Source organism: Bordetella tumbae, assembly GCF_054780995.1.
This window is the reverse complement of the sequence record NZ_BAAGVG010000023.1, coordinates 289,980-314,328: the sequence shown is the minus strand read 5'-3', so window position 1 is coordinate 314,328 and position 24,349 is coordinate 289,980. Positions and strand designations below refer to the sequence as shown.

Sequence of the window (24,349 nt, the reverse complement as noted above, 5' to 3'; positions counted from 1 at the left end):
TTTCGGTCTGGGACGCGCCATGCGGTGCATTATCGAAATCAGGGAGTGGTAGTGAGTCAGGAACCAATCGTTGTGTGGGGTGGTGGCGCGATAGGAGGCGTCGTAGCGGCAAAGCTCGCCGATGCCGGGCAGGCGGTGCTACTGGTGGATGTGGTTCCCGAGCACGTTCAGGCTGTCCGCACCCATGGCCTGGAAATCGTCGGACCAGATGGCAGCAGCACGTTTTCTCGTATGGACGCTTGTTTAGCATCGGACATCGACGGCGTTTACGGGCGCATATTGCTGGCTGTCAAAGGGCAGCATACCCATGACGCCGTCACCATGCTGCGCCCGCATCTGCGTGATGATGGCTGGGTATTGGCGCTACAGAATGGCCTGACAGAATCCATCATCGTGAATTTGATCGGCGCCGAGCACACCATGGGCGCACTGGTGAATTTCGCCTCGGATTATCTAGGGCCGGGGCGGATTCAGTTCGGTGGCAAGGGATGTATCCGGGTCGGTGAGCTGGACGGCCGTGACACGACGCGGTCCAGAGACGCCGAATCACTGGTGCGGCAGGTAGACCCGGAATCGAGCTGGACGGCGCATTTGCTCGGCTACAAGTGGAGCAAAGTAGCTATCGGTGCGCTGCTGTTCACGACGGCGCTCTCCAACGACACCATCGTCGAACAGCTGGGCAATCGCAACTATTTGCCGTTGTGGCGCGCTTTATGCGGCGAAGTCGTCAAGGTGGCCAACGCCAATGGCGTTCAACCCATGCCGTTTGACGGCTTTGCCCCCGAGGCGTTCACCGCCCAGGCGAGCGAGGACGACGCCTGGGCCCAGATGCAGCAGATCACCGATCATTGCCGCCGCTGGGTCGGAAAGCCCCGCAGTGGCGTATGGCGCGACCTGGCAGTGCGCAAACGCGCGACAGAGGTCGACCCGCAGATTACCGACATTGTTGCGCATGGCCAGTCTGCCGGCATTCAGACCCCGACTGTCACGCACATGATCGCCATGATCCGAGAGATGGAGGCGGGCCGCCGTGATTTTGGCAATGCCAATCTGGACGAACTCATGGAGAGGGTGGTGTGATGAACGAGACGTATCGGGGCCAGCACGTACTGGTGACGGGCGGGAATGGCCATTTCGGACTGGAGTTGGCGCAGGCATTCGTGGCAGAGGGCGCCACGGTGACGAGCATCGACCGTGAGCACTCGGCTCAGGCGCGCCAGGCTATTCGAACCGTGGTGGCAGACATCACCGATGCTGCCGCTATCGAGAAACTGGTCGCCAGCTGGAGCGATGAGGCATTGCCCCGTGTGCTGGTCAATAACGCTGCCGTATTTCCCTTTGTAGACATCCTGGACGCGACGCCAGATCTGTGCCGCAGCATCCTGGAAGTGAACGTACTGGCACCGTTACTGCTGACTCAACTGCTGGCCAAACGCTGGATCGCTGCCAGCATACGCGGGGCCGTGGTCAATATCAGTTCGGCCTCAGCCGAGGTGGCGCGGCCCAATGGCGCGATATACGGGCCATCGAAGGCCGCGCTCGAGCAGATGACCCGTATTCTGGCTGTGAAGCTCGCGCCTCACGGCATTCGCGTGAATACCGTTCGACCCGGGCTGGCGCAGGGAATGAACAGCCCGGCATTGCCTGCCGAACATCTGAAGACACTATCCGCGGCCATTCCGCTTGGCCGCATGATCCAGCCCGGAGAGCTGAGCCGCGCAGTGCTTTTTCTCGCGAGCGAGGCGGCGTCGTTCACGACAGGCCAGGTGCTCTCCGTAGACGGCGGTGGCGGGATCAATCGACGCCCAGATCCGAGCAAATGCATCACTGAGGAGTGAACCATGAATAGCACACCGAGCCCTGCAAACGTGCACGAGACCTGCGTGAACATGCACGACGACAGTCGCATTTCTTTTCCGGACTACACCTGGCCGTCGGGCAAGCGCAGCGCCGTCGCTTTCACGCTGGACTTGGATGCCGAGTCTCCATATTTCTGGGTAACACGACAGCAGCAAACCAAGTCTCTGGGTGAGCTGGAGCAGCGCCGCTATGGCCCCAGGCAAGGGGTGGCGCGCATTTTGGCGTTGTTAAAAAAATGGGATATCAAGGGCGCCTTCTACGTGCCCGGCGTCGTCGCCGCGACTTATCCTGATCTGTTGCCCACGCTGTTGGAGGCAGGCCATGAAGTCGGGTATCACGGTTATTTCCACGAGCGGCTGGATACGCTCGATGATGCGTTGCTGGACGATTACCTGAATCGCAGCATCGAGGTGTTTCGGGCTCAAACCGGTGATGCCGTGCGTGGCTATCGCGCACCTTCATTTGAGCACTCGCCTGAGAGCCTCGCCGCGTTGAGACGGGCAAAGCTCGCCTACGACAGTTCGCTGATGGGTTTCGATCACCCGTACACGATCAATGGCCTGGTGCAAGTCCCCGTGACCTGGACCATCGACGATGCGCTGTATTTTCGCTATACGAACGGGCCTCGCGACAAAACCCATCCTGCCAATCCCAACGCGGTTCTGGAAAGCTGGATCGAAGAGTTCGAGGGAACGCGGGAGTGGGGCGGGCTCTGCATGATCACCGTCCATGACTGGATCTCGGGCCGTTCACAGCGTCTGCGGCTGTTGGACAAATTTTTCGCGCATATCTCGGCAGCGAAAGACGTCTGGTGGGCAACGCCGATGGAGATTGCCGAGTATCACCGTTCGTCTGCCAATGCCAATCGTTTCGATGTCAGTGCGCATGTGGGGCGATTTGCCCCCAGCGTGAGCAAGTAACCAAAAAAAGGGGAATCCATGAACGTAAAACGCCGCACGTTTTGTGCGCAACTAGCGAGTCTGCCGATAGTGGGGGCTGGCGCCATGATGCCGTGGCGCGGCGCGCAAGCGGCCTCGAAGTATCCGAACAAACCGGTATCCATCGTCGTTCCGTTCGCACCTGGCGGCAATACGGACATCATCGCGCGCATGATAGGGACGACGCTGTCCAAACAGCTCGACGCGAACCTGGTCATCGAGAATAAAGCCGGCGCCGGCGGCAACATCGGCGCGGCCGCCGTAGCACGGGCCAGACCCGACGGCTACACCTTGCTGTATAGCACCGCCAGTTCGTTCGCTATCAATCCGCATGTGTACTCGAGTTTGCCATTTGATCCGCGCACGGCGTTCGAGCCGCTGGCGGTCACGATTCAGGTGCCCGTCGTATTGGTTGTCACAGCCGAGTCCGGCATCAAGACCCTCGATCAGCTGGCCGCGCATTTGCGGAAAAATCCCGACACGGCGACCTATGGATCCAGTGGCACGGGGACCTCGAGCCACATCGCGTGCCACGTGCTGGCCCAGAAATTGGGGGTACCCAAGGCGGTGCATGTACCGTACAAGCAAGGTCCCCAGGTACTGACGGACCTCGCAGGCGGACAATTGACTTACGCGTTCGACGCGTGGTCGGTGGTCGGGCCTCAGGTCAAATCAGGGCGTCTCGTTGCGTTGGCGGTGTCGGGCAAAGCGCGCCTGAAGGCCGCCCCGGATGTACCGACAGTAGAGGAACTGCTGCATACCGATTTTGATGTCGTCACGTGGAATGCATACGTAGCGCCGGCCGGTCTGCCAGCCGAAATCGCGGCCCAATTGAGGGAGGCGATTCAAGCCTCGCTCAGAGATCCGACCATCAATGCACGCGTAGAAAATGAGGGTGTTCCTGCCTACGCGCCGATGACGGCGGAACAAACGCGAGCCTTCTTTGAGAGTGAGTATGCAAAGTGGGGCGAGTTGGTGAAACTGGTTGGCGCTACTGGCGTTTCCTGACTCGGCACCCGGGATATCACTGGCATCCATCATGCGAATGCTGGCTGGCAGAATGTCTCTGCCAGCCAGCATTGCCGTAACGTGATGGCGTAACGGCCTATGCTTTTGCAATATCTGGCGCAGAGGCCAATGAGCGTAAATATTGCGGCGGGATCTGCAGCTGTCCCTTCAGTTGCGCGGCTGCGCGCCACGGCCAATGCGGTTCGAACAGCATTTGACGGGCCAGTGCCACCATGTCGGCGCTGCCTTCTTGCAAAATTTGTTCTGCTTGTTGCGGCTCGGTGATCATGCCGACTGCGATGACAGGAACGGATACGGATTTTTTGATGCGCGCAGCAAACGGGACTTGATATCCCGGATGCACCGTGATTTTTTGCGCGGAGGATAATCCTCCGGAGGAAATATCAAAGAAATCGCAACCCATGGGCAGCAATCGCTGACATAGCTCCTCGGTTTCATCCTCGTTCCAACCACCGTCAACCCAGTCAGTTGCCGACACACGTACGCCTAATGGGATCTCTGCGGGAATTGCCTGACGTACCGCATCAAAGACCTCGAGCGGATATCTCATGCGGTTTTCCAACGAGCCGCCATAGTGATCCGACCGCTGATTAGACAAGGGAGACAAGAACTGATGCAGCAGGTATCCATGCGCCATGTGCAGTTCGATGAGCTCGATGCCGGCAGCCAATGCACGACGAGCGGCTTGAACGAATGCTTTACGCACCTCGGCGAGATCGTCCATGGTCATCTCGACAGGCAGGACAGTATCGGAGGGCCGGGAGGGTATTGCGCTAGGCGCCAGCGTGCTCCAGCCCCCTTGTCCATGATCCAGACGGGCACCACCGTGAAACGGGGCTTGGGTAGATCCTTTGCGTCCCGCATGCGACAGCTGAATCCCGAAAGCGCCTGTCGAGAATCTACGGCTCGCTTCGAGCGTAGCGGTCAGGGCTCGGCCTTGATCGTCTCCCCACAAACCCAAGCATCCAGGGCTGATGCGGCCGTCCTCTGTCACCGCCGTTGCCTCCAGCATCACGAGTCCGGCCCCATTGCTGCCGAGCATGCCGAGATGCATGCGATGCCAGTCGCTGGCCAGTCCATCGGTAGCCGAGTATTGGCACATGGGTGCGACGGTGATCCGGTTGGCCAGGTCCAGTTGGTTGATCGAGATAGGTTGAAAGAGCAGGGGGCCTGCGCCGGTGGGGCTGTCTTGGGTCATTGTGTTTCTTTCCGGAATGCGATATGGGCGTCAATGATGAAAGGATGCAGTGCCACCCGTCAATTTCCAAAGATAGCAGTTCACTTGCGTGAACGGTAAGTGTTTCAGTTCCAGCCTGTTTTGCACCAGATACCGTCTGGAAGTAACCTAAACAACGATTTCATCGCCATAAGTCCTTTCCATGCCCACTATCAAAAATTCCACCCAGATCTCAGACCTCAATGCATTTGACGACGAGTTGCGAGCGCTGCGGCACCATATTCACAAACATCCGGAACTCGCTTTCAACGAGCAGGCGACGGCATCGCTGGTGGCGGAAAAACTGAAAGAGTGGGGCTATGAGGTGACCACGGGCGTCGGCAAAACCGGTGTGGTGGGATCCCTGCGATCCGGCTCCAGCGCTCGCAGTATCGGCATTCGTGCCGACATGGATGCCTTGCCTATCCTCGAGGAAACTGGTCTGCCGTACGCCAGTCAACACAATGGCGTCATGCATGCCTGTGGCCACGACGGCCATACGACCATGCTGCTGGGTGCGGCCAAGCACCTCGCGCAGACTCGCCGTTTTGACGGCGCCGTGCATCTCATTTTCCAGCCGGCTGAAGAGCGTGGCTTTGATAGCGGCGCAACCGCTATGCTCGACGATGGATTGTTTGAGCGGTTTCCTTGCGACTATGTCTTTGCGATCCATAATCACCCGGGCATGCCTCAAGGGCAGATGCTGTTTCGCGAAGGCCCCTTCATGGCGGCCGGCGACCGGGTATTCATCAAGGTAAAGGGAGTAGGGGGCCACGCTGCCCGGCCGCATCAAGCAGCAGATCCTTTGGTCGCCGCGGCGCACATCGTGGTGGCGTTGCAGACCGTGGTTTCCCGCAATGTCGATCCCGACGAGGCGGCAGTCGTCACCGTGGGCCGGCTGCAAGCTGGCCAGGCGCTCAATGTCATTCCGGATTCCGCCGAAATAGGCATCAGCGTCCGGTCATTCAGTACGGACGTGCGCGCGCTGCTGAAGAAACGCATCATCGAGATCGTGCAGTCCACAGCCATCGCGCAGGGTGTCACGGCAGACATCGATTATGTCGCGGGCTACCCGGTATTGGTAAATGATGCCGCTGCCAATGATCTGGCGATCGAGGTGGCACGTATGGTGTTGCCCGCTGACCAGGTTGTGCCTCAAACCAAGCGTTTAATGGGCAGCGAGGATTTCGCCTACATGCTCCAGCACCGCCCCGGTGCGCTCGTGCGGCTGGGCAATGGGCCGGCGACTGACGGCCGCGGCTTGCATAACCCGAAATACGATTTCAACGACAACAACTTGGTCATCGGTGCGGCGTATTGGAGCCGTCTGGTGGAAACCTATTTGCGGATCGATGTTGACGCGACGTGATGGCGTATCGGCGAAAACGCGACTCGTTGGATAGACACAGCGCTTGAGGTTTACCGAGCAGGTCTACGTTAGCGACTAACGTAGACCGTGCGGATTCGCGCACACGAGACGCGGAGCTATCGTTCAACGGAATCGCAAATTCTCGCGCGTCAGCTGCGACACTGACGTGCATCCCATGAGCTTCATATCGCGCTCGATCTCGGTGCGCAGTTGACCCAGCGCACGCTCCACCCCCGGTTGCCCGGCCGCTGCGAGAGGGTAGAGATAGAACCTGCCAATACCCACGGCCTTGGCGCCTAATGACAGCGCCTTCAGCACGTGCGTGCCGCGCTGTATACCGCCGTCCATCATCACGTCGATCCGGTCACCGACCGCATCGACAATCTCGGCCAGCTGATCAAAGCCCGAACGAGATCCATCCAATTGACGTCCACCGTGGTTGGACAAAATGATGCCCGTGCAGCCGATATCTACCGCACGCTTGGCGTCCTCCACGGACATGATCCCCTTCAGGCAAAACTGGCCGCCCCAGAGTTTCACCATCTCGGCCACATCGTCCCAGGTCATCGCCGGGTCCAGCATTTCGGTGAAATATCGCCCAATAGACATCGCGCCGCCGCTCATGTCCACATGCTCGTCGAGCTGAGGCAGCCGAAAACGCTCGTGTGTCAGATAGTTCAGCGCCCAGGCCGGCTTCATTGCAAACTGCGTCAAACCAGCCAGGTTCAACTTGAATGGAATCGAAAAACCCGTGCGCAGATCACGTTCGCGATTGCCGCCCGTGATGCTATCGACCGTCAACATCATGACGTTGACGCCCGCATCCTTCGCTCGTTGCATCATGGCCTGATTCAGGCCACGGTCTTTATGAAAGTAAAACTGATAGACCTGCGGGCCGCTATAGGTCTTGCGTATCTGCTCCAGGCTGACCGTACCCAGCGACGACACGCCGAACATCGTGCCGAATTTCGACGCCGCGGCCGCGACCGCATTTTCCCCATCATGGTGAAACAGGCGCTGCAGCGCGGTAGGGGAGCAATATACCGGCATCGCCAGTTTCTGCCCCATTACCGTGACCGAGAGGTCCACATCCGTTACGCCGCGCAGCACATTGGGTACGAGATCACATTGCTCAAAGCTCGCCGCATTGCGTCGCAAAGTGACTTCGTCGTCCGCCGCCCCATCGATGTAATTGAAAATCGGCCCGGGCAGACGACGTTTTGCAAGCTCACGAAAATCGTGAAAATTGTGGCAATTTTGCAGGCGCATGGCGTCCGATGCCTCCTCTCGATGGATTTATTATTGAATCAGGATAGAGAAATACCTATCCTCAGACGCCGCCCTTGCGCATCCGCCCCAGGAACCGGTCAATCCTGCCGATGGCCTCGGTCAAGTCCTCGGCATTCGGCAGGAACACCATCCGGAAATGGTCATGGTTGGCCCAATTAAAGCCAGTCCCCTGGACCACTAAGACACGTTCCTCGTCCAACAGGCTATACGCAAACTGCTGATCGTCTTTTATCGGGTAAACCGCCGGATCCAGCCGCGGGAACAGATACAGCGCGCCCTTGGGCTTCATCACGCTGACGCCCGGAATCTGGGTGAGCAGGTCATAGGCCAGGTCGCGTTGCCTGCGCAGTCTGCCGGTGGGGCCGACCAATTCATTGATGCTCTGGTATCCACCCAGCGCCGTCTGGATGGCGAGCTGGCCCGGGGTATTTGAGCACAGGCGCAGCGAGGCCAGCATATTAAGCCCCTCGATATAGCCTTGCGCCGGCCGCTTGTCACCCGAGACCACCATCCAGCCCGCACGGTAACCGCAGGAGCGATAGTTCTTGGACAGGCCGTTGAAGGTCAGGATCAGCACATCATCGGCCAACGACGCCATGCTGACGTGGGCCAGATCTTCGTAGATCGTCTTGTCATAGATCTCGTCCGACAGGATAACGAGATTGTGTTCGCGCGCGATCTGGATGATGTCCAGCAATACCTCGCGGGAATACAGAGCCCCAGTAGGATTATTCGGGTTGATCACGACGATGCCGCGGGTGCGAGGCGTGATCTTGGCGCGAATATCCGCGGTATCGGGCATCCAGTCCGAGCCCTCGTCGCACAAATAATGCACGGGGCGGCCGCCAGAAAGACCGGTCACGGCCGTATATAGCGGAAAATCGGGCGAGGGGATCAGCAGTTCGTCGCCATCGTTGAGCAGGGCGTTGATACTCATAGAGATGAGTTCCGATGCCCCGTTGCCCAGATAGACGTCGTTGACGTCGACGCCGTTGACGCCCTTGCTTTGCATATAGTGCACCACCGCCTTGCGCGGGGCGAACAGCCCCTTGCTGTCGGTGTAGCCTGCCACATCCGCCACATTACGGATGATGTCCTGCACGATTTCGTCGGGCGGCTGAATCCCGAACGCGGCGACGTTACCGATATTCAGCTTGATGATGCGCTGCCCGGCTTCCTCCATCTCGCGGGCTCGGTCCAGAACGGGGCCGCGGATGTCGTATGCAACATTATTGAGCTTGGAGGATTTGTCGATGGTTTTCACGCGGAAACATTCCAGAGAGCAGAGAGAGATCTGCGCGAAATAATAAACCATCGCGGGCGGGCTTCGTTTCCGTCGGGCCGGGGCGGTACCGATGACGGACGCCGTATTACCCCGCCAGGGCGTGCACTTGCTTATTAATTGATCAACCCGGGGCTGGCGGCATGGGGAAGATCCGTACCCCATATATCGATCAGACTGCATAGGCTTTCTACACAAAACGTCAATCAACCCTGTTTTGAGCTGCTTTCGATTCGGGATGATGCGCTACGGCAATGGATCGATGCGCATTGACTCCTAGGTCAGTGTGTTGCCTGCCGGTTCCCGTCGGGTAACAATGCCAAACATGTGCCCACCTAGCGATCAGCATCCGATCAAGGCAGCCGCGCAAGCATTGGCCGGCGGCGACGTGCTCAACGCGCTCAAGCACGTTGCGTTACGCGACGACCCGCCCGCATTGGCGCTGCGCGGTATCGCCATGGCCCAACTGGGGGATTTCCAACGGGCCAAGTCGCTACTCAAAAGCGCAGAGCGAGCATTCGGCCCAAAGGCCGAAGTGGCTCGTGCACGCTGCGTCGTTGCACAGGCCGAGATCGCACTGGTTTCACGCGACCTCAATTGGCCTGTCCATGCGCTCGATACGGCTTGGCAGACGCTGGAACGGCATGGCGACACCACAAACGCCGCCCATGCACGCAATCTGGCCGCCCGGCGTTTGTTATTGATCGGCAGGGTGAACGAGGCCTCGGAACTGCTGGCGGGCTTTTCCCCTGCATTGTTGCCGCCCGCCTCAAGAGCGGCCTACGAGTTGACGCTCGCCGGCATTGCCATCCGGCGTTTAGAGATCGACGAAGCACGCGCGGCTTTCGATCGGGCGGCCGACTCAGCCAGACAAGCCAATATTGCCGCTCTAAGCATCGAAGTCGAAACCGCGGCTCGCGTTCTGCAGATACCCACCGCACGTGCCATCGACGGTGGCCACGAGCGCCTCATGCTGCTCGAGGACGTGCAAACGCTGCTGGCATCCAATGCGCTCGTGATCGACGCATGCCGCAACGTTGTGCAGGGTGGCCGGACAACGATCCAACTCGCGACACGTCCCGTGCTGTTCGCCTTGATCCGCTGCCTGGGCGAAGCATCACCGCGTGACGTCCCCCGAGAGACGCTGCTGTTACGCGCATTTCGGGCCAGACACACCGATGAGTCTCATCGCGCTCGATTGCGCGTGGAAATAGGGCGTGTGCGCACGGCGCTTCGCCACGTTGCGCAGGTGCACGCGACCGACCGAGGCTTCGTGCTGGTGCCGCATGACGCACAGCAGGTCATCGTATTGGCGCCCATCGCTGACGAGAGGAATGCGGCTGTTCTGACGTTGCTGGGCGATGGTGAGGCGTGGTCGAGCTCAGCCTTGGCCATTGCCCTGAATGCGAGCCCACGGACGGTGCAGCGAGCACTGGAACAACTCGCCACTGCCGGCAAGGCGCAGTATTTTGGCGCCGGCCGCGCGCGACGCTGGATGGCGGCATCCGTGCCGGGATTCCCGACAACCTTGTTACTCCCCGGTTTATTGGCAGGCGACTAGACTGTGTCTAACGGTTCTCGATTCCGGACGGACACTGTCCACCGGGCAACTCAAACGTGATAGATCGCGTAGGGAGGAACACGCAATGAAACACGCTCAAGCTGAAATTGTGCAGGAATATGGCCCGTTTCCGGGGGCACCCCGGGTTCACGGCGTGACGTTCGATGGCAGTCTCGTTTGGTTTGCCACGGACGACAGGCTGCTCGCCCTCAATGCGGAGACGGGCGAAATGGTACGCACCCTTGATGTCAAGGCGGACGCAGGAACCGCGTTTGACGGCAAGCATCTTTTCCAGATCGCCGACGGCCGTATCCAGAAACTCGATCTGGCGAGCGGCGAAGTGCTCTCCGTCATCCCCGCGCCAGGCAAAGGTGACGACTCGGGATTGGCCTGGGCAGAAGGCTCACTCTGGGTGGGGCAATATGAGGGGCGCAAGATCTATCAGATTGATCCAGAGACGGGCGACATCCTACGTACGATCGAATCCACGCGTATGGTCACTGGCGTCACCTGGGTCAATGGCGCACTCTGGCACGGGACATGGGAGAACGACGAAAGCGACGTTCGGCGAGTCAATCCCGATACTGGGGAAGTCATGGACGTGTTGGCTATGCCGGCCGGTACGGGCGTATCGGGGCTAGAGGCGGGCAAGGACGGTCAGTTCTTTTGCGGTGGTGGCGCCAGCGGCAAGCTGCGTGTCGTTCATCGTTCGAAATGATCGGGGCTTCGGGGCGGCGCATGCGCCAGCCTGAAAGGCATGACGCCCCGATCTCTATCGGCGTCCTTCTGATCCAGCGCGTCAATCTGCGCGAATGCCTCCGATGCGGGGGTGATTCGGCCTCCTTCGATCTCGTTGCGACCTTGGACCAGTAATTGGAGCAGGGCTATTGTCTGTTTTTGTTGTTCGTAGCTCTGAACATCCATTACGACAAGCTTGACCTCGCCATTCTGCGTAATCAGCAAAGGCTCACGCGTCTCGGTAAGCGTCGTGACGATCTCTGCAGCGTGCCTCTTGAGATACGAGATGGGTTTCACTTGGGTGGACCATTTCATGGTTTTGATGGCGATCCTGTCGGGTGCCGTGGACTTGGTTTAGTCTAAATTTAGTTTTTTCTTAGGCCTGCGCGCTCAGAATGGTGTGCTTTTCAGACCGTTCCTCGTCCCGAAGACCTTGCTACGGGTGCTATGCCCCAGCCGCAGGACGCCTTTATTATCCCGATGAGGAGAATAATATTTTCTAATTTTGGATATTTATCCATGAATGACGGACTTATATAGTGACTGCACCTGCAACCACTTTAAGGAATCTGTCAGATGACCACCCGCGACGTAGTTACCCCGCCCGAACGCCATGCCCTGTACGAATTGCATCGTTATTCCCCCGCCATCCGAGCCAACGGCCTGTTGTTCGTGTCTGGCCAAGTCGGTAGCCGGCCCGATGGCTCTCCCGAGCCGGATCTTGATGACCAGGTTCGGCTAGCGTTCAAAAATCTCAATGCGATCCTCACCGAGGCCGGCTGCACTTTTGACGATGTCATCGACGTGACGGTGTTCATGGTGGACCCGCAGACGCATTTCGAACGAGCTTGGGCTGTAGTCGCAGAATACTGGGGCAAGGCGCCGTATCCGACAGTGACGGCTGTCGGCGTTACCTGGTTGGCCGGTTTTCAGTTCGAAATCAAGGTGATCGCCAAGCTGCCGGAAACGGCGAGCGCCTGAGGGCAGGGGTCGTATTTCAGGCGCGCAGGCGACATTTATGCGCGCTTGAGCGTTATTGCCTCGGAAACAAAACGACACGTAACATGGGGGGCTTTTTTACCGATCCCATTACAGCGTTTCCTCCGGCAAAGGCCCCAATGAATGTCATCAGCCTCTCTACCGATTCCATGCCGGCCGCCGTACGCGCGGAGTCCTGGCGGGAATTCATTTCGCGGACCATCCATAGCGTGTCGGTTGAGAGGCTGTCTGACACGGATTTCGCAGCCAAGATAGACGCTAGGCAATACGACGGCATCCGTTGCGCGTCCTTCTGGTCAAAACCCCATGATGTGCTTGGAAAAAAGGAATCTTTCGCCAACGCCGGCGCGTCAGGTTATCTAGTCAGTTGGCAGATCGAAGGCACGGCAGAGATTACGCAGGCAGGCCGCCGCATCCTAGCCCGGTCCGGTGATCTGACAGTCATCGATGGCCGGGAGTCGATGCGGGTCCGGTTTAACAAGGATGTGCGCCGCATTGTGGCGAACCTCCCTGCAGCGACGGTCGAGAAAGCTTTACCCGTTCTGCAGCGCGTTCGTAGCCTGCCATTGTCGCCAGAGCAACCCTACGCTGCGATGTTCCACACCTATCTGACGGAGCTGGCCACAGGCCAACATGAGCTGCAAGCCGATGATGTGGAATTGCTCATCGAGAACGTCTGCAACCTGCTAAAGATCACTGCACGGGGCCAGAATATAGGCATGACGCCGCGGGAATTTCAACGCGATGCCATTATTCAATTCATTCGCCGCAACGCGACAAAGTCCGATTTGTCATTGGATGATGTTGCCGCGCAATTGAAGACGTCAGGCCGATCGATCCAAAAAATCTTGCAAGAATCGAGGAGCAGTTTTTCCAGTGTTTTGTTGGCAGAGCGCTTGACGGCGGCGCGTGCCCAGCTCATATGCTCGCGTGAAAAGATTTCCAGGATCGCGTATTCCTGCGGCTTTAATGACATATCGAATTTCAATCACGCGTTCAGAAAGCAATACGGGACTACGCCGAGCGGATTTCGAATGGCCCACCTGGGCGACCAGCCGGCAGATTGACGACTGCCAGGAAATGGCGGACAAGGGCAGGGGAGTTGTCCTCCTGCCATTTGGCCGTGCCCCCTTGAAACGCAATGGCAAAAAAGACTGCGCTATAGTCTTTTACATGCCGGCTGGCGACGATTTATTGCCAGTTGATGGATAGTGGAGCACAACGTCAAAGGTGTCGTCATGTCTCACCGCCTCATCGCAGCCAGCACTCTGTGCACGGCTGTCTCCGTCTTCATTGCCGCGCCACAGGCGCTGGCGCACCACGGCTGGTCATGGGCCGACGCCGAGCAAATCAAGCTGGATGGTACGGTCAAGCAAGTGCAGGTCGCGCCGCCGCATCCTTGGCTGGATGTCGAAACTCAGGATGGATTGTGGCGCGTAGAGCTGGGCAATCCCACCCAGACCAGCCGCGCCGGATTTGATGAATCATCCGCCAAACCAGGCGATGCTATTACCGCGACAGGCAACCGCGCGCAGGACCATGCGGAAAAACGCATGAAGGCAGTGCAAATCACCGTAGGCGGCAAAACCTACGATATCTATCCGGACCGCATTAAAAAATAATGCTGGACTGGATTGCTGGCTGGCCCCTGGCAGGGATGCTGCGTCGTTCCGGCACCGCCTATTTGCTGGTCAACGCAGGGCATGTCGCGTCGATTGGCCTGCTTTTTGGCGCTGTCGCGGCGCTGGATTTGCGCTTGTTGGGGGCTGCACGCACGCTGCCACTGGCCACGGCAGGGCCTTATCTATCGCGCTTGGCGGCTGCGGGGCTCGTAGCGGCGCTGTTAACAGGGGTGTGCCTGTTCGCCGTCAATCCTCAGAACTACCTGGATAATTCTGCGTTTCTCGCAAAGCTGGGATTGCTGGCCTTGGGAATCGCTAATGCTCTGTGGCTGCATTACGGGGGCCTATGGAGTCAGGCCTTGCAAAGCGAGGCGATACCAGCAAGAGTCAGGCTGCACGCGGCTATGTCGCTGTTTGTCTGGCTGGGTGCCATCGTTGCGGGACGTTGGATCGGTTTTTTATAGTGCGCCGGGTATTGGCCAGGATCTGCACGAAAACGAGTCAAAAGGGACACGGCAGATGATTTCAGGCGGTCGAAATGAGGTCGGCTTTATGCCTATCTAATAACCGCATAATGTATATTATGTAAAGTAATGAATTTGCACGGAATCGGGAACCCCGCCAGCCACACCCGTCCGTTTGCACGCTCAAGACAAACCGCAATGATTTCCGCTGCCTTGTTTCCTGCTTCGCAAGAAAAAACCGACTGAATGTGGAACAATAGCGGGTTTTACCAAACTAGAGAGATTTCCATGGGCAATAAGATCGTTACGGAAGCCGACCGCAAGCGCACTCCCGCTCCCGCCGCTCCCAAGGGCGTGACCTTTAAGAAACAAGGCGGCGGCCAGCGTAGCAGCCTGGAGCGTGGCTCGCATACCCACCACAAGAAAAATCCCGGCAAGCGCCCGCACTCGGGTTAATTTCCGACAGCAGTTCGCCACCGGCATCCTTCAGCCCGCCTGACGGCGGCGCTGAACCGGCCTGACCTGGGTCAGGCCCATCTTTGCACCCCTAGTTTCGCGTGTCGTTCAACACTGAAACAAGCTTTCCCTATAATTCAATGATTGATGTATTATTGAATTATGAATGAAGATCAAGCTATCTCTGCACTCGGTGCCCTGGCTCACAACCAACGGTTGCGCACATTTCGCGCCCTGGTCGTAGCGGGTCCGTCTGGCCTCACTCCCAGCGTCCTGGCTGATCAGCTCGGCGTCGCCCGTAATGCTCTGTCCTTTCATCTAAAGGAGCTATCGCATGCAGGGTTGATCACGGTGGAACAACAGGGCCGCAACCTGATCTACCGCGCCGATTTTTCCCAGATGAACGGGTTGCTCGGCTATCTCACCGAGCACTGCTGTCAAGGTGCGCCATGTGAGGCGTCCGATCCCGGCGCCTGCACTTCCTGCTGATGAGGAGTTGTCCATGAAGCGTTTTCATGTCCATTTGCACGTCGATGATCTCGCCAAGAACATCGGCTTTTACTCGCAATTGTTCTCCCGGGATCCTGCTCGGGTTGAGTCAGATTACGCAAAGTGGATGCTCGACGATCCCCCCGTGAATTTCGCGATATCCACCAGAGGGTCGGGCTACGGAGTGGATCACTTCGGGATACAGGCTGAGAGCGCGGACGAACTCGCTGAGCTGAAGTCTCGGGCAGAGGCGGCGAGTCTTGTTCTGGAAGACCAGGGAATGGCGTCATGTTGCTACGCCCGTAGTGATAAATACTGGGTCACTGATCCCCAGGGCCTGGCGTGGGAACATTTCCACACGCTCGGCACGATCCCTGTGTATGGCCAGTCGCGCGAGGAGTCCGCAGGCACACCAACAACAAGTGCCTGTTGTCCGACGCCTGCCCAAATCCCGGCACCAACCAGTTGCTGCTCTCCGATGGTCAATTCCACCACCCGTTGCTGCTAGGAGTTCCCATGTCACTCCAGTCCCAACTGCGCGGCATCGGCAAAACCCCGGAATAAGTCGATGTCTTCCAGTGCACAAGCAGCAATCGCTTCACGCCAGCCTTCCCACATGAACGCCTTCGAACGCTACCTCACGTTGTGGGTTTTTCTTTGCATCGTGTTGGGCGTTGTCCTTGGGCAGTTCATGCCCACGGTGTTTCAAGCGATAGGGAGTCTAGAAATCGCCCAGGTCAATCTGCCGGTCGGAATTCTGATCTGGGTCATGATTATTCCGATGCTGTTGAAAGTGGACTTCGGCGCGCTGGGACAGGTCAAACAACACTGGCGCGGCATCGGCGTGACGCTGTTCATCAACTGGGCCGTAAAGCCGTTTTCCATGGCTTTTCTGGGCTGGCTGTTCATCCGGCAGATCTTTTCCCCGTGGTTGCCTGCCGACCAGCTGGATAGCTACATCGCAGGTCTGATCCTCCTGGCTGCTGCTCCTTGCACGGCCATGGTCTTCGTCTGGAGCCGATTAACGGGTGGTGATCCAGTCTTCACGCTGTCCCAGGTTGCCCTCAATGACACCATCATGGTGTTTGCCTTTGCGCCGGTTGTCGGGCTGTTGCTGGGCCTATCGGCCATCACGGTGCCATGGGACACGCTGCTCGTCTCCGTGGGACTGTACATTGTGATTCCCGTCATCCTTGCCCAATGGTGGCGCCGTGCACTGCTACGTCGAGGGCAAGCCTCTTTTGAGGCAGCATTGGCACGCATCGGACCGTTCTCGATGGGGGCCTTGCTGCTGACGCTGGTCCTGTTGTTTGCGTTCCAGGGCGAGGCGATCATTGGCCAGCCGTTGGTGATCGCGATGCTGGCTGTGCCCATCCTCATCCAGGTATTTTTCAACTCGGGCCTGGCGTACTGGCTCAATCGCCGCGTCGGAGAGCAGCACAGCATCGCGTGTCCATCCGCGCTGATCGGAGCGTCCAACTTCTTCGAGCTGGCCGTCGCTGCTGCGATCAGCCTGTTCGGCTTCCAGTCCGGTGCCGCCCTGGCGACCGTCGTGGGCGTGCTGATCGAGGTTCCTGTCATGTTGCTCGTCGTGCGGATCGTCAACCAAAGCAAAGACTGGTACGACGCCGGCGCCAAGCGGAATTGATTTGTGCGCGCTGCTCCTGTTCGTGACGTTGGCAACGTGGGCAACAGCCCAAACACTGCCAACCCCCCTCCTCGCCTTTGTCTTCGCTTCGACATGGTTCATCAGCACAGCGTTGAAATTTTAGTTTTGAAACAAGAGGCATTTTATGAGTTGTTCAATCACGATTTATCACAACCCCGGCTGTGGCACCTCTCGAAACGTATTGGGCCTCATTCGAAACAGTGGCGAGGAGCCACACGTCATTGAGTATCTGAAAACCCCGCCCGACAGGGAAACGCTCAGGGCGTTGATCGCTGCCATGGGCACTCCCGTACGCGATGTCCTTCGCCAAAAAGGCACGCCGTACGATGCGTTGGGGTTGTCGGATCCGAAGTGGACCGATGAGCAATTAATAGATTTCATGCTCGAACACCCTATTCTCATCAACCGCCCGATTGTCGTCACGCCGATGGGAACCCGCCTGTGCCGGCCCTCGGAGGCTGTCTTGGACATCCTGCCCCAGCCGCAACGCGGTGCTTTCAACAAAGAAGACGGTGAGCCGGTCATCGACGCGGAGGGACGACGTGTCTGATGCCCTGAAAGATCTGCCGAACGTCGACGGCTCATTGTTCCAAGCACCAAACGAGGCCTCGTTGTTTCCTCTGCAACGGGCCACTCATGCTCCGCGTTTTCTGTTGCTGTACGGTTCCTTGCGCGAGCGTTCCTACAGCCGCCTCGTCGCCGAGGAAGCCGGGCGGTTGCTTCGTGCCTTGGGCGGCGAAACCCGGTTGTTTAATCCCTCAGGTTTGCCGTTGGTAGATGACGCTGCCAGCGAAGGGCATTCAAAGGTACAAGAACTGCACGAGTTGGCCCAGTGGTCTGAAGGGATGGTCTGGTGCTCACCCGAACGTCACGGCGCCATGACAGGGCTAATGAAGACGCAGATCGACTGGATACCGTTGTCAGCCGGCGCCGTGCGCCCCACTCAAGGCAAGACGCTCGCGGTGATGCAGGTGTCGGGCGGTTCGCAGTCCTTTAATGCCGTGAACCAGATGCGAGTGCTGGGGCGTTGGATGCGGATGTTGACGATTCCCAATCAATCTTCCGTGGCCAAGGCTTATCAGGAATTCGATGACAGCGGGCGGATGAAGCCGTCCCCGTACTATGATCGAATCGTCGACGTCGTCGAGGAACTGATGAAGTTCACTTTGCTCACACGCGATATCGAACCGTATTTGTTGGACCGTTATAGCGAACGTAAAGAAACGTCCGCTGCACTCTCAAAGCGGCTGAACCAACAATCCATCTGAGCATTTGATCTGTAACGATAGACCAAGCCACGCGCCCCTGCTTTTACCGCAACGTAGAAAAGTACTGCGCCGGCGGTTGCCCCAGAGCCTTCTTGAACATCGTAATAAACGCCGTGACCGAGTCATAGCCGAGATTCCCGGCAACTTGCTGCACTGTCGCTCCTGCCGCCAACTGACGCAAGGCAACGATGAGATGAAGCTGTTGTCGCCAGCGCCCGAACGTTAGCCCTGTTTCTCGGATGACCAAACGCGCCAAGGTTCGTTCGCTCATCGCCAATCGGTCACCCCAATCTGCCAAAGTCGTCCGATCAGACGGATCTGTGGCCAGCGCATCGGTAATGCGCCGGATCTTGGGATGTCGCGAGATCGGGAGATGCAGTTGCTCAACAGGCGCCACCGAAATCTGATCAAGCAGCACTGCTACCAATCTGGCGGTCGGACCCTCGTCTGGGTAGTCGGGCCCTAGATCCGCGAGGTACTTGATCATTTCCCGCACCATCGGAGAGATTGCCACCGTGCAGCATTCTTGCGGCATTCGGGCAGCTGCCGGCTCGATGAATAGAAAGTAGATCCGAGCATTGTCGGTAGCCCGATTGCTGTGCGGCATTCCGCCCGGTATCCAGACCGCATGATGCGGAGGAACCATCCACATCGCTTGTGGGACTTCGCACGTCACGCCACCGTGCAATGCCATGATGAGCTGACCTTTGCGATGCATATGCACGGGTTGTTCGGCATCGTTTTGCTCGACTTCGATGCGCCAGGCAATGACAGGCCGGTCGCTCTCGTCTGGGTCGAAATGGCATAGCGTCTGATCTAACGGAGCACGAGTTGTCATGTTTTAGCGATTAATTGTCATTCATTCTCTATTATGATCACTGTCTTGGGAGGTAGAGTCAGGGAATTCCCTAGTGTTTCCTTGAAACTCCATGACGACATCAACACGCAGTCGAGCCTCAACGTACCCTATTCTGTTCATCGGAATCCTCTTGATTGCCGCAAATCTGCGCGCGCCGATCACGGGATTGCCTCCGCTCCTGGACGCGATTCGCACCGACCTGGGACTGAGCACGACGGCCGCCGGCGCCCTCACCACCCTTCCCTTGCTCGCATTCGCCCTGCTTTCACCCTTCAGCGCGCTTTTTGCCCGTGAGTACGGGTTAGAGCGCACGTTGTTCGGTGCGATGATCGCGGTCACCGCCGGCATCGCGATCCGGTCGGCCGGGTCGATCTGGAGCCTGTATCTCGGCACATGGATCATCGGAATGGGTATTGCTGTCGGAAACGTGTTGCTGCCAAGCTTGGTCAAACGCGATTTTCCGCACAATGTCACGGCGATTACGAGCGCGTATGCGCTCGCAATGGGCGTTGCGGCCGCGCTAGGCTCAGCCGCTATTGCTCCTCTCGCACAGACGTGGGGATGGAACACGGCCCTGTTGGCTTTTCTTATTCTGCCGGTGACGGCGATCGCCGTGTGGTCCGCTCAATTGGCGGGGCATTCGCGGCCCGCTCCAGGTACAGCCACCCCGCCTCATGGCGGCACGGTCTGGCGTTCCGCCCTGGCGTGGCAGGTCACGCTGTTCCTTGGCCTGAATTCGACGATTTATTACGTGGCGATTGGGTGGCTGCCTACCATCCTGACGGAATCGGGAATGTCGCCAAACCAGGCAGGATCCTTGCATGGCGTATTGCAGTTGGCCACGGCAATACCTGGTTTTCTGCTCGCACCGATCATGCGTCGAATGCGGGACCAGCGCTTGGCGGCGGCGGTGGTTGCGCTGTGCTCGGCCATCGCGCTTGCCGGCTTCATGGCGGCACCCGAGTTCGCGTTCGTGTGGTCGGTCCTGTTCGGTATAGGCACTGGCGCAGGCATCATTCTTGGCTTGGCCTTTATCAGTCTGCGCACGACTACCGCGCAGCAAGCGGCAGCTTTGTCTGGAATGGCGCAGTGTATCGGCTATCTGCTGGCCGCAGCAGGCCCGATGGCCATGGGTGCACTGCACGACTCGCTGGGCGGGTGGGACGTTCCGCTTGGACTGTGCACTGTGCTGGCGCTACTGGCGGTGGTCATCGGCATGCGAGCTGGTCGAGCTCAAAAGATAAGCCACGCGGCATGATTGTCATGGCGCAATGACAGGCCTGATGAAAACCCAGATTGATTGGATACTGTTGTCGACCGGCGCCGTGCGCCCAACCACTTGCTGCCCGCTATCCCGGCAACCTGGGTTTCTTGCGCGTCGCGCGCTCGGTCAATCGCAGCGCCATATCCTGCTGGCGTTGCACCAGATCGGCGATCTGCTCGGCGTAGAGGTCGGTGAGGTCACCCGTCAGCGGCTCTGGATCGGTCAAGTCATCAATCACGACGACTGTCCCCTTCTGATCCACCCCCCAGATCCGGCCGCCGTCGCCGACGATCTTCAGCACGGGCAGGATGCCGGGCAAACCGGCCTCGGCGAGCTGACGCTGATGCGCCGAAATGCTGGCCCATTCGGGCAACTCCGGCGCATCGATACCCAGCAGCACCAGGCCACGCCAGAAAGTCCAGGCGGGGCCCACCTCGAATTCCTGCGCATACGGCCAGACTTCTTCGCGCGCTATCACGGACAGACCGTTGCTGCGCTGGCAGAAGGCCGCAAACGCCGCCGGCAGCGGAAAACCGACAGCGGCCTCCAGGCCGGCGATCGCTTTCGCGTCGGGCGCGGGTGCGGACAGGGCCTCGAAATAGTCAGTGTCCACGAGTTCCAGGATCTCCCACATGCGTTCGTGAAACTGTTCGGCGGTCATGGTCATGCAAACTTCCTGAATCAAAGACAAATCCTGGTTCGCCGCAAAGGCGCGAACCTTGAGGGCGCATCACTATACCTTCTCTCAGACGCTAGCGCCCGCACGCGCCATGCGCACGCTGCGCATTTCATCGCGGCTTGGCGTAGACACCTGCACCGCCAAGTCCCAGGAGGAGCAGCAAGGCCATGCACAGGCCTGCTACGGCGTGACTATGCGACCGCCCTGCCCAGGATTCGAGGACTCAGGCTCCTAGAATCGTTTTAATAGCGTGCACGCAGCAAGGCGGTCAGCTCAGCCTGACGGTACAGGTCCAAGACAGACCTGACGTACTTGCTAGTTTCGGGATAATTGGACAGCGCCTGGTTCCGCGCCACGGCCCCTATGCCGGCGTTGTAGGCGGCGAGCGCCAGACTCAGATCGCCGTCGAATTGATCCTTCAGCCATGCCAGATACCGGGCTCCCGCGTCGATGTTGTTGGCCGGAATCAATAAATCCCGGCGCGGATTGGCGAAACCCAGCTCGACACCCGTGGCCGGCATGATTTGCATCAAACCCGTAGCGCCCTTGGGCGAAACCGCATGTGGGTTGTAATTGGACTCCACTTTGATCACCGCGTGCAGCAAGTCGGGGTCCATACCGTAACGCCATGCGGCCTCTCGGATCACCGGATCATAGAGCCGGACTGGGTCGTGGATCGCTTGCGATGGCGGTTGCCGGGGCGCTGTTTTAGCGGCTTTAGCGGTTTTTGCTACTGTAGGCGCCGGATACGACAACACCAGCTCACCGCCATGGAGGTTGATCTCGGCAACGACAATACCGTTTTCGATGATCTGCATGGCAGGTGGTGCGGGCGCATGGTGCTTGTTGGCCGTTGTTTTTGTTTTCGCCTTGGTTTTCGATGTCTGGGCCAATGCCGTGGGCGGCAACCCCAGCAAGATCAAACCGGCGATGAAAAGTCCGGCGGTATTGCGCCACGATTTCCTTTTCAATGTGCCCTCCCCGGTCGTGTCATCTGGATACAGTTTTACGCCGCGAGCGCGTACTGCCCCTGCGTCGGGTGCCGATGCTACGACAGAAATGTGACAGTTATTTGATCGAGGCTATTTGCATTGATCCGTGCCCATGACACGGATCAATGCCTAGCGACCGTGGTTGTCTCTAACTTTCAACCGTTGGGCTTTCTAAAACAACTTACGCCAATCGTCTTCCTTGTCCTCTCGGGTATTTACTTCGATCAGGATGCCTTCGGGAGTGCAGCAAAAAAAGCGGGATCCGCGGGAGTTGTTGAAGACTTCGGTCTCCATTTTGACGCCGTCTTCTTTAAAGACGCGATATAGCTCGCGTACTTGGTCCAGCGTAGCGACCTCGAAGCCAAAATGGAAATTGCCCGGCCACTGGACCGGACTCGAGGTGTGGTCCAGCACGATATCCATGCCATCGCGCTTGAGCAGGATGGCGTCGCCGGCGGCAACAATCTCGCATCCAAAATACTTTTGGAAGAAAACAGCGGTGGCCATCGGGTCTGTCGTCGGAAAGCTGAGATGATTCAACAGACCCTTGCACTGGACTGGAAAGGTGTTATCAGTAAGGTTCATGATTTAAGTCTTGATGAGTGAGTTGCTTTTGAAGCCGCATCAGACCGACAGAATCTTGCTGCTCCCCTGCTTTGCCCGGGTATGCCGTATAGGACATAGCCGCGCGAAAGCAGCCATCGGCGATGAAAATCACCAAAAGGCGCCAATGAAATCGGGGGAAATGTTCGGGTCCGGCTGGAGCCCGGACAGATGAAAAATGCTGTCATCGAAACGGCGTCAGGTTAACCGAGAACTGTCCAGCTGGACTCCTCTCGGAAAAGGACGCGTTGGATGACGGTAACGCTTACGGCTGCTTGATTGGCAAGCAGCCCGAGCAGTATACGTAGTTCAACGATTGATGGTCAACTGCGACATGCAGCCGCGGCATGCAGCCGCTGAGCGATCACGACCGTCGAACCACGTACGTCAAACTGCCCGGCAGTACCTCATCGATTTCGATCGTCAGGTCGCGGATGACAATGGTTTTTTGATCCGCAGGAAACTCCATGGTCTGGCCGCTTTCGGGCAAATCCAGGTCCTCGGCGGAAAAGCCACGGATCTCGAACTGCATATTTCCGTCTTCGATGCCCAGGAAGCAGACGTCGTAGATGATGCCGACCGCCCGGGGATCGTAGTCCTGCGGCTGCGGGACCTCGATGCTTTTGCTGTAATCGCGCGGCGGCACGATCGGCTCGCCGGAGAGTACATACTGCGGCTGCCCAAAGGTGTCGGTACCTGGTGCCGGACGGCCCATGGACGAGAGCGTCTGTGCGACTTCAGCGCCGGCTGCTGCTTGTGCGAGGCTATTGGCGGCAGAAACCATCAAGGTCAAACCGACGCAAAACGCACCGATAGTCGCTGCAAACTGCCGAACGGGTTGATTACTGGATTTAGAAGTCACTGACATCGCCAAGTAAAAAGGTCGCGAAACATGTGGATGGTGGGGGAATTTATCACGAGTCTCCCCCTACCCTTTACGATATAGGGTCTAGAACATCAGGAGTCACCCACAATGACAGCAGAAAAAGTAGCGCTAATCATCGCAGGCGGCAGCGGAATGGGCGCGGCGGCAGCCAAACGCCTGGCTGCGGACGGTTTCAAGGTGGGGATTTTGTCGTCGTCCGGCAAGGGCGAGGCATTGGCCCAGGAACTGGGCGGCATCGGCGTCACGGGCAGCAATCAGTCCAATGACGATCTGCGCCGTCTGGTCGATGCGGCCATCGCAAAATGGGATCGGATCGACGTGCTGGTCAATAGCGCCGGGCACGGACCGCGCGCGCCGATTCTGGAGATCAGCGACGATGACTGGCACAAGGGGATGGACACCTATTTGATGAACGTGATCCGCCCGACTCGCCTGGTGACCCCGGTCATGCAGAAACAGAAAGGCGGCGCGATCATCAATATTTCCACCGCGTGGGCATTCGAGCCTAGCGATATGTTTCCGACGTCGGCGGTGTTTCGCGCCGGGTTGGCAGCGTTCAGCAAGATTTTTGCCGATACGTATGCCCAGGACAATATTCGTATCAATAACGTCTTGCCGGGCTGGATCGACAGTTTGCCGCAGCGCGATGAGCGCCGTGATAACGTGCCATTGAAACGCTATGGCACGAGCGATGAGATTGCTGCGACGGTGGCATTCTTGGCCAGCGAAGGCGCGGCGTACATCACTGGCCAGAATATTCGAGTCGATGGCGGATTGACGCGATCGGTGTGACGAGTCCATGGCCTAACTCGTCGC

At 58.3% G+C, this 24,349-nt stretch carries 28 protein-coding genes and 1 pseudogene; 20 read left to right on the top strand and 9 right to left on the bottom strand.

Annotated features, from left to right (window positions below; translation table 11 throughout):
* Positions 1-51: 51 nt before the first annotated feature.
* Genes ACYVI2_RS23840 through ACYVI2_RS23825 form a run of 4 tightly spaced genes read left to right on the top strand, consistent with a single transcriptional unit; the run spans position 52 to position 3,806 of the window.
* On the top strand, positions 52-1,080 hold the full coding sequence (locus tag ACYVI2_RS23840) for a ketopantoate reductase family protein (protein ID WP_415816904.1): 1,029 nt from the start codon (positions 52-54) through the stop codon (positions 1,078-1,080).
* Positions 1,080-1,838 (top strand): SDR family NAD(P)-dependent oxidoreductase, encoded by a 759-nt coding sequence (locus ACYVI2_RS23835; protein WP_415816902.1) that lies wholly within the window; start codon positions 1,080-1,082, stop codon positions 1,836-1,838. The genes ACYVI2_RS23840 and ACYVI2_RS23835 overlap by 1 nt, the downstream gene beginning before the upstream one ends.
* 3 nt (positions 1,839-1,841) lie before the next feature.
* A complete protein-coding gene (locus tag ACYVI2_RS23830) occupies positions 1,842-2,780 on the top strand; it encodes a polysaccharide deacetylase family protein (protein WP_415816900.1) in 939 nt (312 codons plus the stop codon).
* 18 nt (positions 2,781-2,798) lie between these two features.
* On the top strand, positions 2,799-3,806 hold the full coding sequence (locus ACYVI2_RS23825) for a Bug family tripartite tricarboxylate transporter substrate binding protein (RefSeq protein WP_415816898.1): 1,008 nt from the start codon (positions 2,799-2,801) through the stop codon (positions 3,804-3,806).
* A gap of 97 nt (positions 3,807-3,903) precedes the next feature.
* Here the strand turns inward: ACYVI2_RS23825 and ACYVI2_RS23820 are convergent, their stop codons facing one another.
* Complete coding sequence (locus ACYVI2_RS23820; RefSeq protein WP_415816896.1) at positions 3,904-5,025, bottom strand: NADH:flavin oxidoreductase/NADH oxidase; 1,122 nt, start codon at positions 5,023-5,025, stop codon at positions 3,904-3,906.
* 181 nt (positions 5,026-5,206) lie between these two features.
* On the opposite strand from ACYVI2_RS23820, the gene ACYVI2_RS23815 reads away from it, so the two are divergent.
* Positions 5,207-6,412 (top strand): M20 aminoacylase family protein, encoded by a 1,206-nt coding sequence (locus ACYVI2_RS23815; protein WP_415816894.1) that lies wholly within the window; start codon positions 5,207-5,209, stop codon positions 6,410-6,412.
* A gap of 123 nt (positions 6,413-6,535) precedes the next feature.
* On the opposite strand, the gene ACYVI2_RS23810 is transcribed toward ACYVI2_RS23815, so the two are convergent.
* Complete coding sequence (locus tag ACYVI2_RS23810; RefSeq protein ID WP_415816892.1) at positions 6,536-7,681, bottom strand: alpha-hydroxy acid oxidase; 1,146 nt, start codon at positions 7,679-7,681, stop codon at positions 6,536-6,538.
* Between the two features lie 61 nt (positions 7,682-7,742).
* Positions 7,743-8,966, bottom strand: a complete 1,224-nt coding sequence (locus ACYVI2_RS23805; RefSeq protein WP_415816890.1) for a pyridoxal phosphate-dependent aminotransferase — start codon at positions 8,964-8,966, stop codon at positions 7,743-7,745.
* Positions 8,967-9,309: 343 nt separating this feature from the next.
* On the opposite strand from ACYVI2_RS23805, the gene ACYVI2_RS23800 reads away from it, so the two are divergent.
* Complete coding sequence (locus ACYVI2_RS23800) at positions 9,310-10,545, top strand: helix-turn-helix domain-containing protein (protein ID WP_415816888.1); 1,236 nt, start codon at positions 9,310-9,312, stop codon at positions 10,543-10,545.
* Between the two features lie 85 nt (positions 10,546-10,630).
* Positions 10,631-11,263, top strand: a complete 633-nt coding sequence (locus ACYVI2_RS23795) for a Vgb family protein (protein ID WP_415816886.1) — start codon at positions 10,631-10,633, stop codon at positions 11,261-11,263.
* Here ACYVI2_RS23795 and ACYVI2_RS23790 read toward each other — a convergent pair.
* A complete protein-coding gene (locus tag ACYVI2_RS23790; RefSeq protein WP_415816884.1) occupies positions 11,248-11,598 on the bottom strand; it encodes a type II toxin-antitoxin system Phd/YefM family antitoxin in 351 nt (116 codons plus the stop codon). The two genes, ACYVI2_RS23795 and ACYVI2_RS23790, sit on opposite strands and share 16 nt — an antisense overlap.
* A 261-nt stretch (positions 11,599-11,859) precedes the next feature.
* Here ACYVI2_RS23790 and ACYVI2_RS23785 point away from each other — a divergent pair, with 261 nt between their 5' ends.
* From ACYVI2_RS23785 to arsH, 10 genes are all read left to right on the top strand, one after another.
* Positions 11,860-12,264: a RidA family protein gene (locus ACYVI2_RS23785; protein ID WP_415816882.1), complete on the top strand. Its 405-nt coding sequence runs from the start codon at positions 11,860-11,862 to the stop codon at positions 12,262-12,264.
* Between the two features lie 137 nt (positions 12,265-12,401).
* The gene (locus ACYVI2_RS23780) at positions 12,402-13,349 is read left to right on the top strand and encodes a helix-turn-helix domain-containing protein (protein WP_415816880.1); all 948 of its coding nucleotides are present in this window, start codon (positions 12,402-12,404) and stop codon (positions 13,347-13,349) included.
* 171 nt (positions 13,350-13,520) lie between these two features.
* The gene (locus ACYVI2_RS23775) at positions 13,521-13,904 is read left to right on the top strand and encodes a DUF6152 family protein (protein WP_415816878.1); all 384 of its coding nucleotides are present in this window, start codon (positions 13,521-13,523) and stop codon (positions 13,902-13,904) included.
* The gene (locus tag ACYVI2_RS23770; RefSeq protein ID WP_415816876.1) at positions 13,904-14,368 is read left to right on the top strand and encodes a DUF6644 family protein; all 465 of its coding nucleotides are present in this window, start codon (positions 13,904-13,906) and stop codon (positions 14,366-14,368) included. Before ACYVI2_RS23775 ends, ACYVI2_RS23770 begins: the two co-directional genes overlap by 1 nt.
* Before the next feature lie 288 nt (positions 14,369-14,656).
* Positions 14,657-14,824 (top strand): hypothetical protein, encoded by a 168-nt coding sequence (locus tag ACYVI2_RS23765; protein ID WP_415816874.1) that lies wholly within the window; start codon positions 14,657-14,659, stop codon positions 14,822-14,824.
* Positions 14,825-14,986: 162 nt separating this feature from the next.
* Entirely contained in the window at positions 14,987-15,313 is a 327-nt protein-coding gene (locus ACYVI2_RS23760) for an ArsR/SmtB family transcription factor (RefSeq protein WP_415816872.1), read from the top strand.
* Between the two features lie 13 nt (positions 15,314-15,326).
* Entirely contained in the window at positions 15,327-15,821 is a 495-nt protein-coding gene (locus tag ACYVI2_RS23755; protein WP_415816870.1) for an ArsI/CadI family heavy metal resistance metalloenzyme, read from the top strand.
* Positions 15,822-15,881: 60 nt separating this feature from the next.
* Complete coding sequence (gene arsB, locus ACYVI2_RS23750) at positions 15,882-16,961, top strand: ACR3 family arsenite efflux transporter (protein WP_415816868.1); 1,080 nt, start codon at positions 15,882-15,884, stop codon at positions 16,959-16,961.
* Positions 16,962-17,106: 145 nt separating this feature from the next.
* Complete coding sequence (gene arsC / locus ACYVI2_RS23745) at positions 17,107-17,532, top strand: arsenate reductase (glutaredoxin) (protein ID WP_415816866.1); 426 nt, start codon at positions 17,107-17,109, stop codon at positions 17,530-17,532.
* Positions 17,525-18,250 carry an arsenical resistance protein ArsH gene (gene arsH / locus ACYVI2_RS23740; protein ID WP_415816864.1) on the top strand — a complete coding sequence of 242 codons (726 nt, stop codon included), beginning with the start codon at positions 17,525-17,527 and terminating at the stop codon, positions 18,248-18,250. The genes arsC and arsH overlap by 8 nt, the downstream gene beginning before the upstream one ends.
* Before the next feature lie 43 nt (positions 18,251-18,293).
* On the opposite strand, the gene ACYVI2_RS23735 is transcribed toward arsH, so the two are convergent.
* Complete coding sequence (locus tag ACYVI2_RS23735; RefSeq protein ID WP_415816862.1) at positions 18,294-19,088, bottom strand: AraC family transcriptional regulator; 795 nt, start codon at positions 19,086-19,088, stop codon at positions 18,294-18,296.
* Positions 19,089-19,179: 91 nt separating this feature from the next.
* On the opposite strand from ACYVI2_RS23735, the gene ACYVI2_RS23730 reads away from it, so the two are divergent.
* Positions 19,180-20,367 (top strand): MFS transporter, encoded by a 1,188-nt coding sequence (locus ACYVI2_RS23730; protein WP_415816860.1) that lies wholly within the window; start codon positions 19,180-19,182, stop codon positions 20,365-20,367.
* Positions 20,368-20,371: 4 nt separating this feature from the next.
* Positions 20,372-20,446: pseudogene (locus tag ACYVI2_RS23725) on the top strand (arsenical resistance protein ArsH); the annotation flags it as partial.
* A 12-nt stretch (positions 20,447-20,458) separates the two neighbouring features.
* On the opposite strand, the gene ACYVI2_RS23720 reads toward ACYVI2_RS23725, so the two are convergent.
* The 4 genes from ACYVI2_RS23720 to ACYVI2_RS23705 form a co-directional block, all read right to left on the bottom strand.
* Positions 20,459-21,040: an SMI1/KNR4 family protein gene (locus ACYVI2_RS23720; RefSeq protein WP_415816858.1), complete on the bottom strand. Its 582-nt coding sequence runs from the start codon at positions 21,038-21,040 to the stop codon at positions 20,459-20,461.
* A 254-nt stretch (positions 21,041-21,294) separates the two neighbouring features.
* Positions 21,295-22,023, bottom strand: a complete 729-nt coding sequence (locus ACYVI2_RS23715) for a lytic transglycosylase domain-containing protein (RefSeq protein ID WP_415816856.1) — start codon at positions 22,021-22,023, stop codon at positions 21,295-21,297.
* A gap of 192 nt (positions 22,024-22,215) precedes the next feature.
* Positions 22,216-22,629: a VOC family protein gene (locus tag ACYVI2_RS23710; protein ID WP_415816854.1), complete on the bottom strand. Its 414-nt coding sequence runs from the start codon at positions 22,627-22,629 to the stop codon at positions 22,216-22,218.
* Between the two features lie 382 nt (positions 22,630-23,011).
* Entirely contained in the window at positions 23,012-23,509 is a 498-nt protein-coding gene (locus ACYVI2_RS23705; RefSeq protein ID WP_415816852.1) for a hypothetical protein, read from the bottom strand.
* 111 nt (positions 23,510-23,620) lie between these two features.
* Between ACYVI2_RS23705 and ACYVI2_RS23700 the strand changes: the two genes are divergently transcribed.
* Positions 23,621-24,325, top strand: a complete 705-nt coding sequence (locus ACYVI2_RS23700) for an SDR family oxidoreductase (protein WP_415816850.1) — start codon at positions 23,621-23,623, stop codon at positions 24,323-24,325.
* Positions 24,326-24,349 lie beyond the last annotated feature (24 nt).

What these genes read in the sequence shown, in the direction of transcription:
- ACYVI2_RS23835 (WP_415816902.1), top strand. Translation starts at nt 1,080, where the DNA reads ATGAACGAGACGTATCGGGGCCAGCACGTACTGGTGACGGGCGGGAAT.
- ACYVI2_RS23830 (WP_415816900.1), top strand. Translation starts at nt 1,842, where the DNA reads ATGAATAGCACACCGAGCCCTGCAAACGTGCACGAGACCTGCGTGAAC.
- ACYVI2_RS23825 (WP_415816898.1), top strand. Translation starts at nt 2,799, where the DNA reads ATGAACGTAAAACGCCGCACGTTTTGTGCGCAACTAGCGAGTCTGCCG.
- ACYVI2_RS23820 (WP_415816896.1), bottom strand. Translation starts at nt 5,025, where the DNA reads ATGACCCAAGACAGCCCCACCGGCGCAGGCCCCCTGCTCTTTCAACCT.
- ACYVI2_RS23815 (WP_415816894.1), top strand. Translation starts at nt 5,207, where the DNA reads ATGCCCACTATCAAAAATTCCACCCAGATCTCAGACCTCAATGCATTT.
- ACYVI2_RS23810 (WP_415816892.1), bottom strand. Translation starts at nt 7,681, where the DNA reads ATGCGCCTGCAAAATTGCCACAATTTTCACGATTTTCGTGAGCTTGCA.
- ACYVI2_RS23800 (WP_415816888.1), top strand. Translation starts at nt 9,310, where the DNA reads ATGTGCCCACCTAGCGATCAGCATCCGATCAAGGCAGCCGCGCAAGCA.
- ACYVI2_RS23795 (WP_415816886.1), top strand. Translation starts at nt 10,631, where the DNA reads ATGAAACACGCTCAAGCTGAAATTGTGCAGGAATATGGCCCGTTTCCG.
- ACYVI2_RS23790 (WP_415816884.1), bottom strand. Translation starts at nt 11,598, where the DNA reads ATGAAATGGTCCACCCAAGTGAAACCCATCTCGTATCTCAAGAGGCAC.
- ACYVI2_RS23785 (WP_415816882.1), top strand. Translation starts at nt 11,860, where the DNA reads ATGACCACCCGCGACGTAGTTACCCCGCCCGAACGCCATGCCCTGTAC.
- ACYVI2_RS23780 (WP_415816880.1), top strand. Translation starts at nt 12,402, where the DNA reads ATGAATGTCATCAGCCTCTCTACCGATTCCATGCCGGCCGCCGTACGC.
- ACYVI2_RS23775 (WP_415816878.1), top strand. Translation starts at nt 13,521, where the DNA reads ATGTCTCACCGCCTCATCGCAGCCAGCACTCTGTGCACGGCTGTCTCC.
- ACYVI2_RS23770 (WP_415816876.1), top strand. Translation starts at nt 13,904, where the DNA reads ATGCTGGACTGGATTGCTGGCTGGCCCCTGGCAGGGATGCTGCGTCGT.
- ACYVI2_RS23765 (WP_415816874.1), top strand. Translation starts at nt 14,657, where the DNA reads ATGGGCAATAAGATCGTTACGGAAGCCGACCGCAAGCGCACTCCCGCT.
- ACYVI2_RS23760 (WP_415816872.1), top strand. Translation starts at nt 14,987, where the DNA reads ATGAATGAAGATCAAGCTATCTCTGCACTCGGTGCCCTGGCTCACAAC.
- ACYVI2_RS23755 (WP_415816870.1), top strand. Translation starts at nt 15,327, where the DNA reads ATGAAGCGTTTTCATGTCCATTTGCACGTCGATGATCTCGCCAAGAAC.
- arsB (WP_415816868.1), top strand. Translation starts at nt 15,882, where the DNA reads ATGTCTTCCAGTGCACAAGCAGCAATCGCTTCACGCCAGCCTTCCCAC.
- arsC (WP_415816866.1), top strand. Translation starts at nt 17,107, where the DNA reads ATGAGTTGTTCAATCACGATTTATCACAACCCCGGCTGTGGCACCTCT.
- ACYVI2_RS23735 (WP_415816862.1), bottom strand. Translation starts at nt 19,088, where the DNA reads ATGACAACTCGTGCTCCGTTAGATCAGACGCTATGCCATTTCGACCCA.
- ACYVI2_RS23730 (WP_415816860.1), top strand. Translation starts at nt 19,180, where the DNA reads ATGACGACATCAACACGCAGTCGAGCCTCAACGTACCCTATTCTGTTC.
- ACYVI2_RS23720 (WP_415816858.1), bottom strand. Translation starts at nt 21,040, where the DNA reads ATGACCATGACCGCCGAACAGTTTCACGAACGCATGTGGGAGATCCTG.
- ACYVI2_RS23710 (WP_415816854.1), bottom strand. Translation starts at nt 22,629, where the DNA reads ATGAACCTTACTGATAACACCTTTCCAGTCCAGTGCAAGGGTCTGTTG.
- ACYVI2_RS23700 (WP_415816850.1), top strand. Translation starts at nt 23,621, where the DNA reads ATGACAGCAGAAAAAGTAGCGCTAATCATCGCAGGCGGCAGCGGAATG.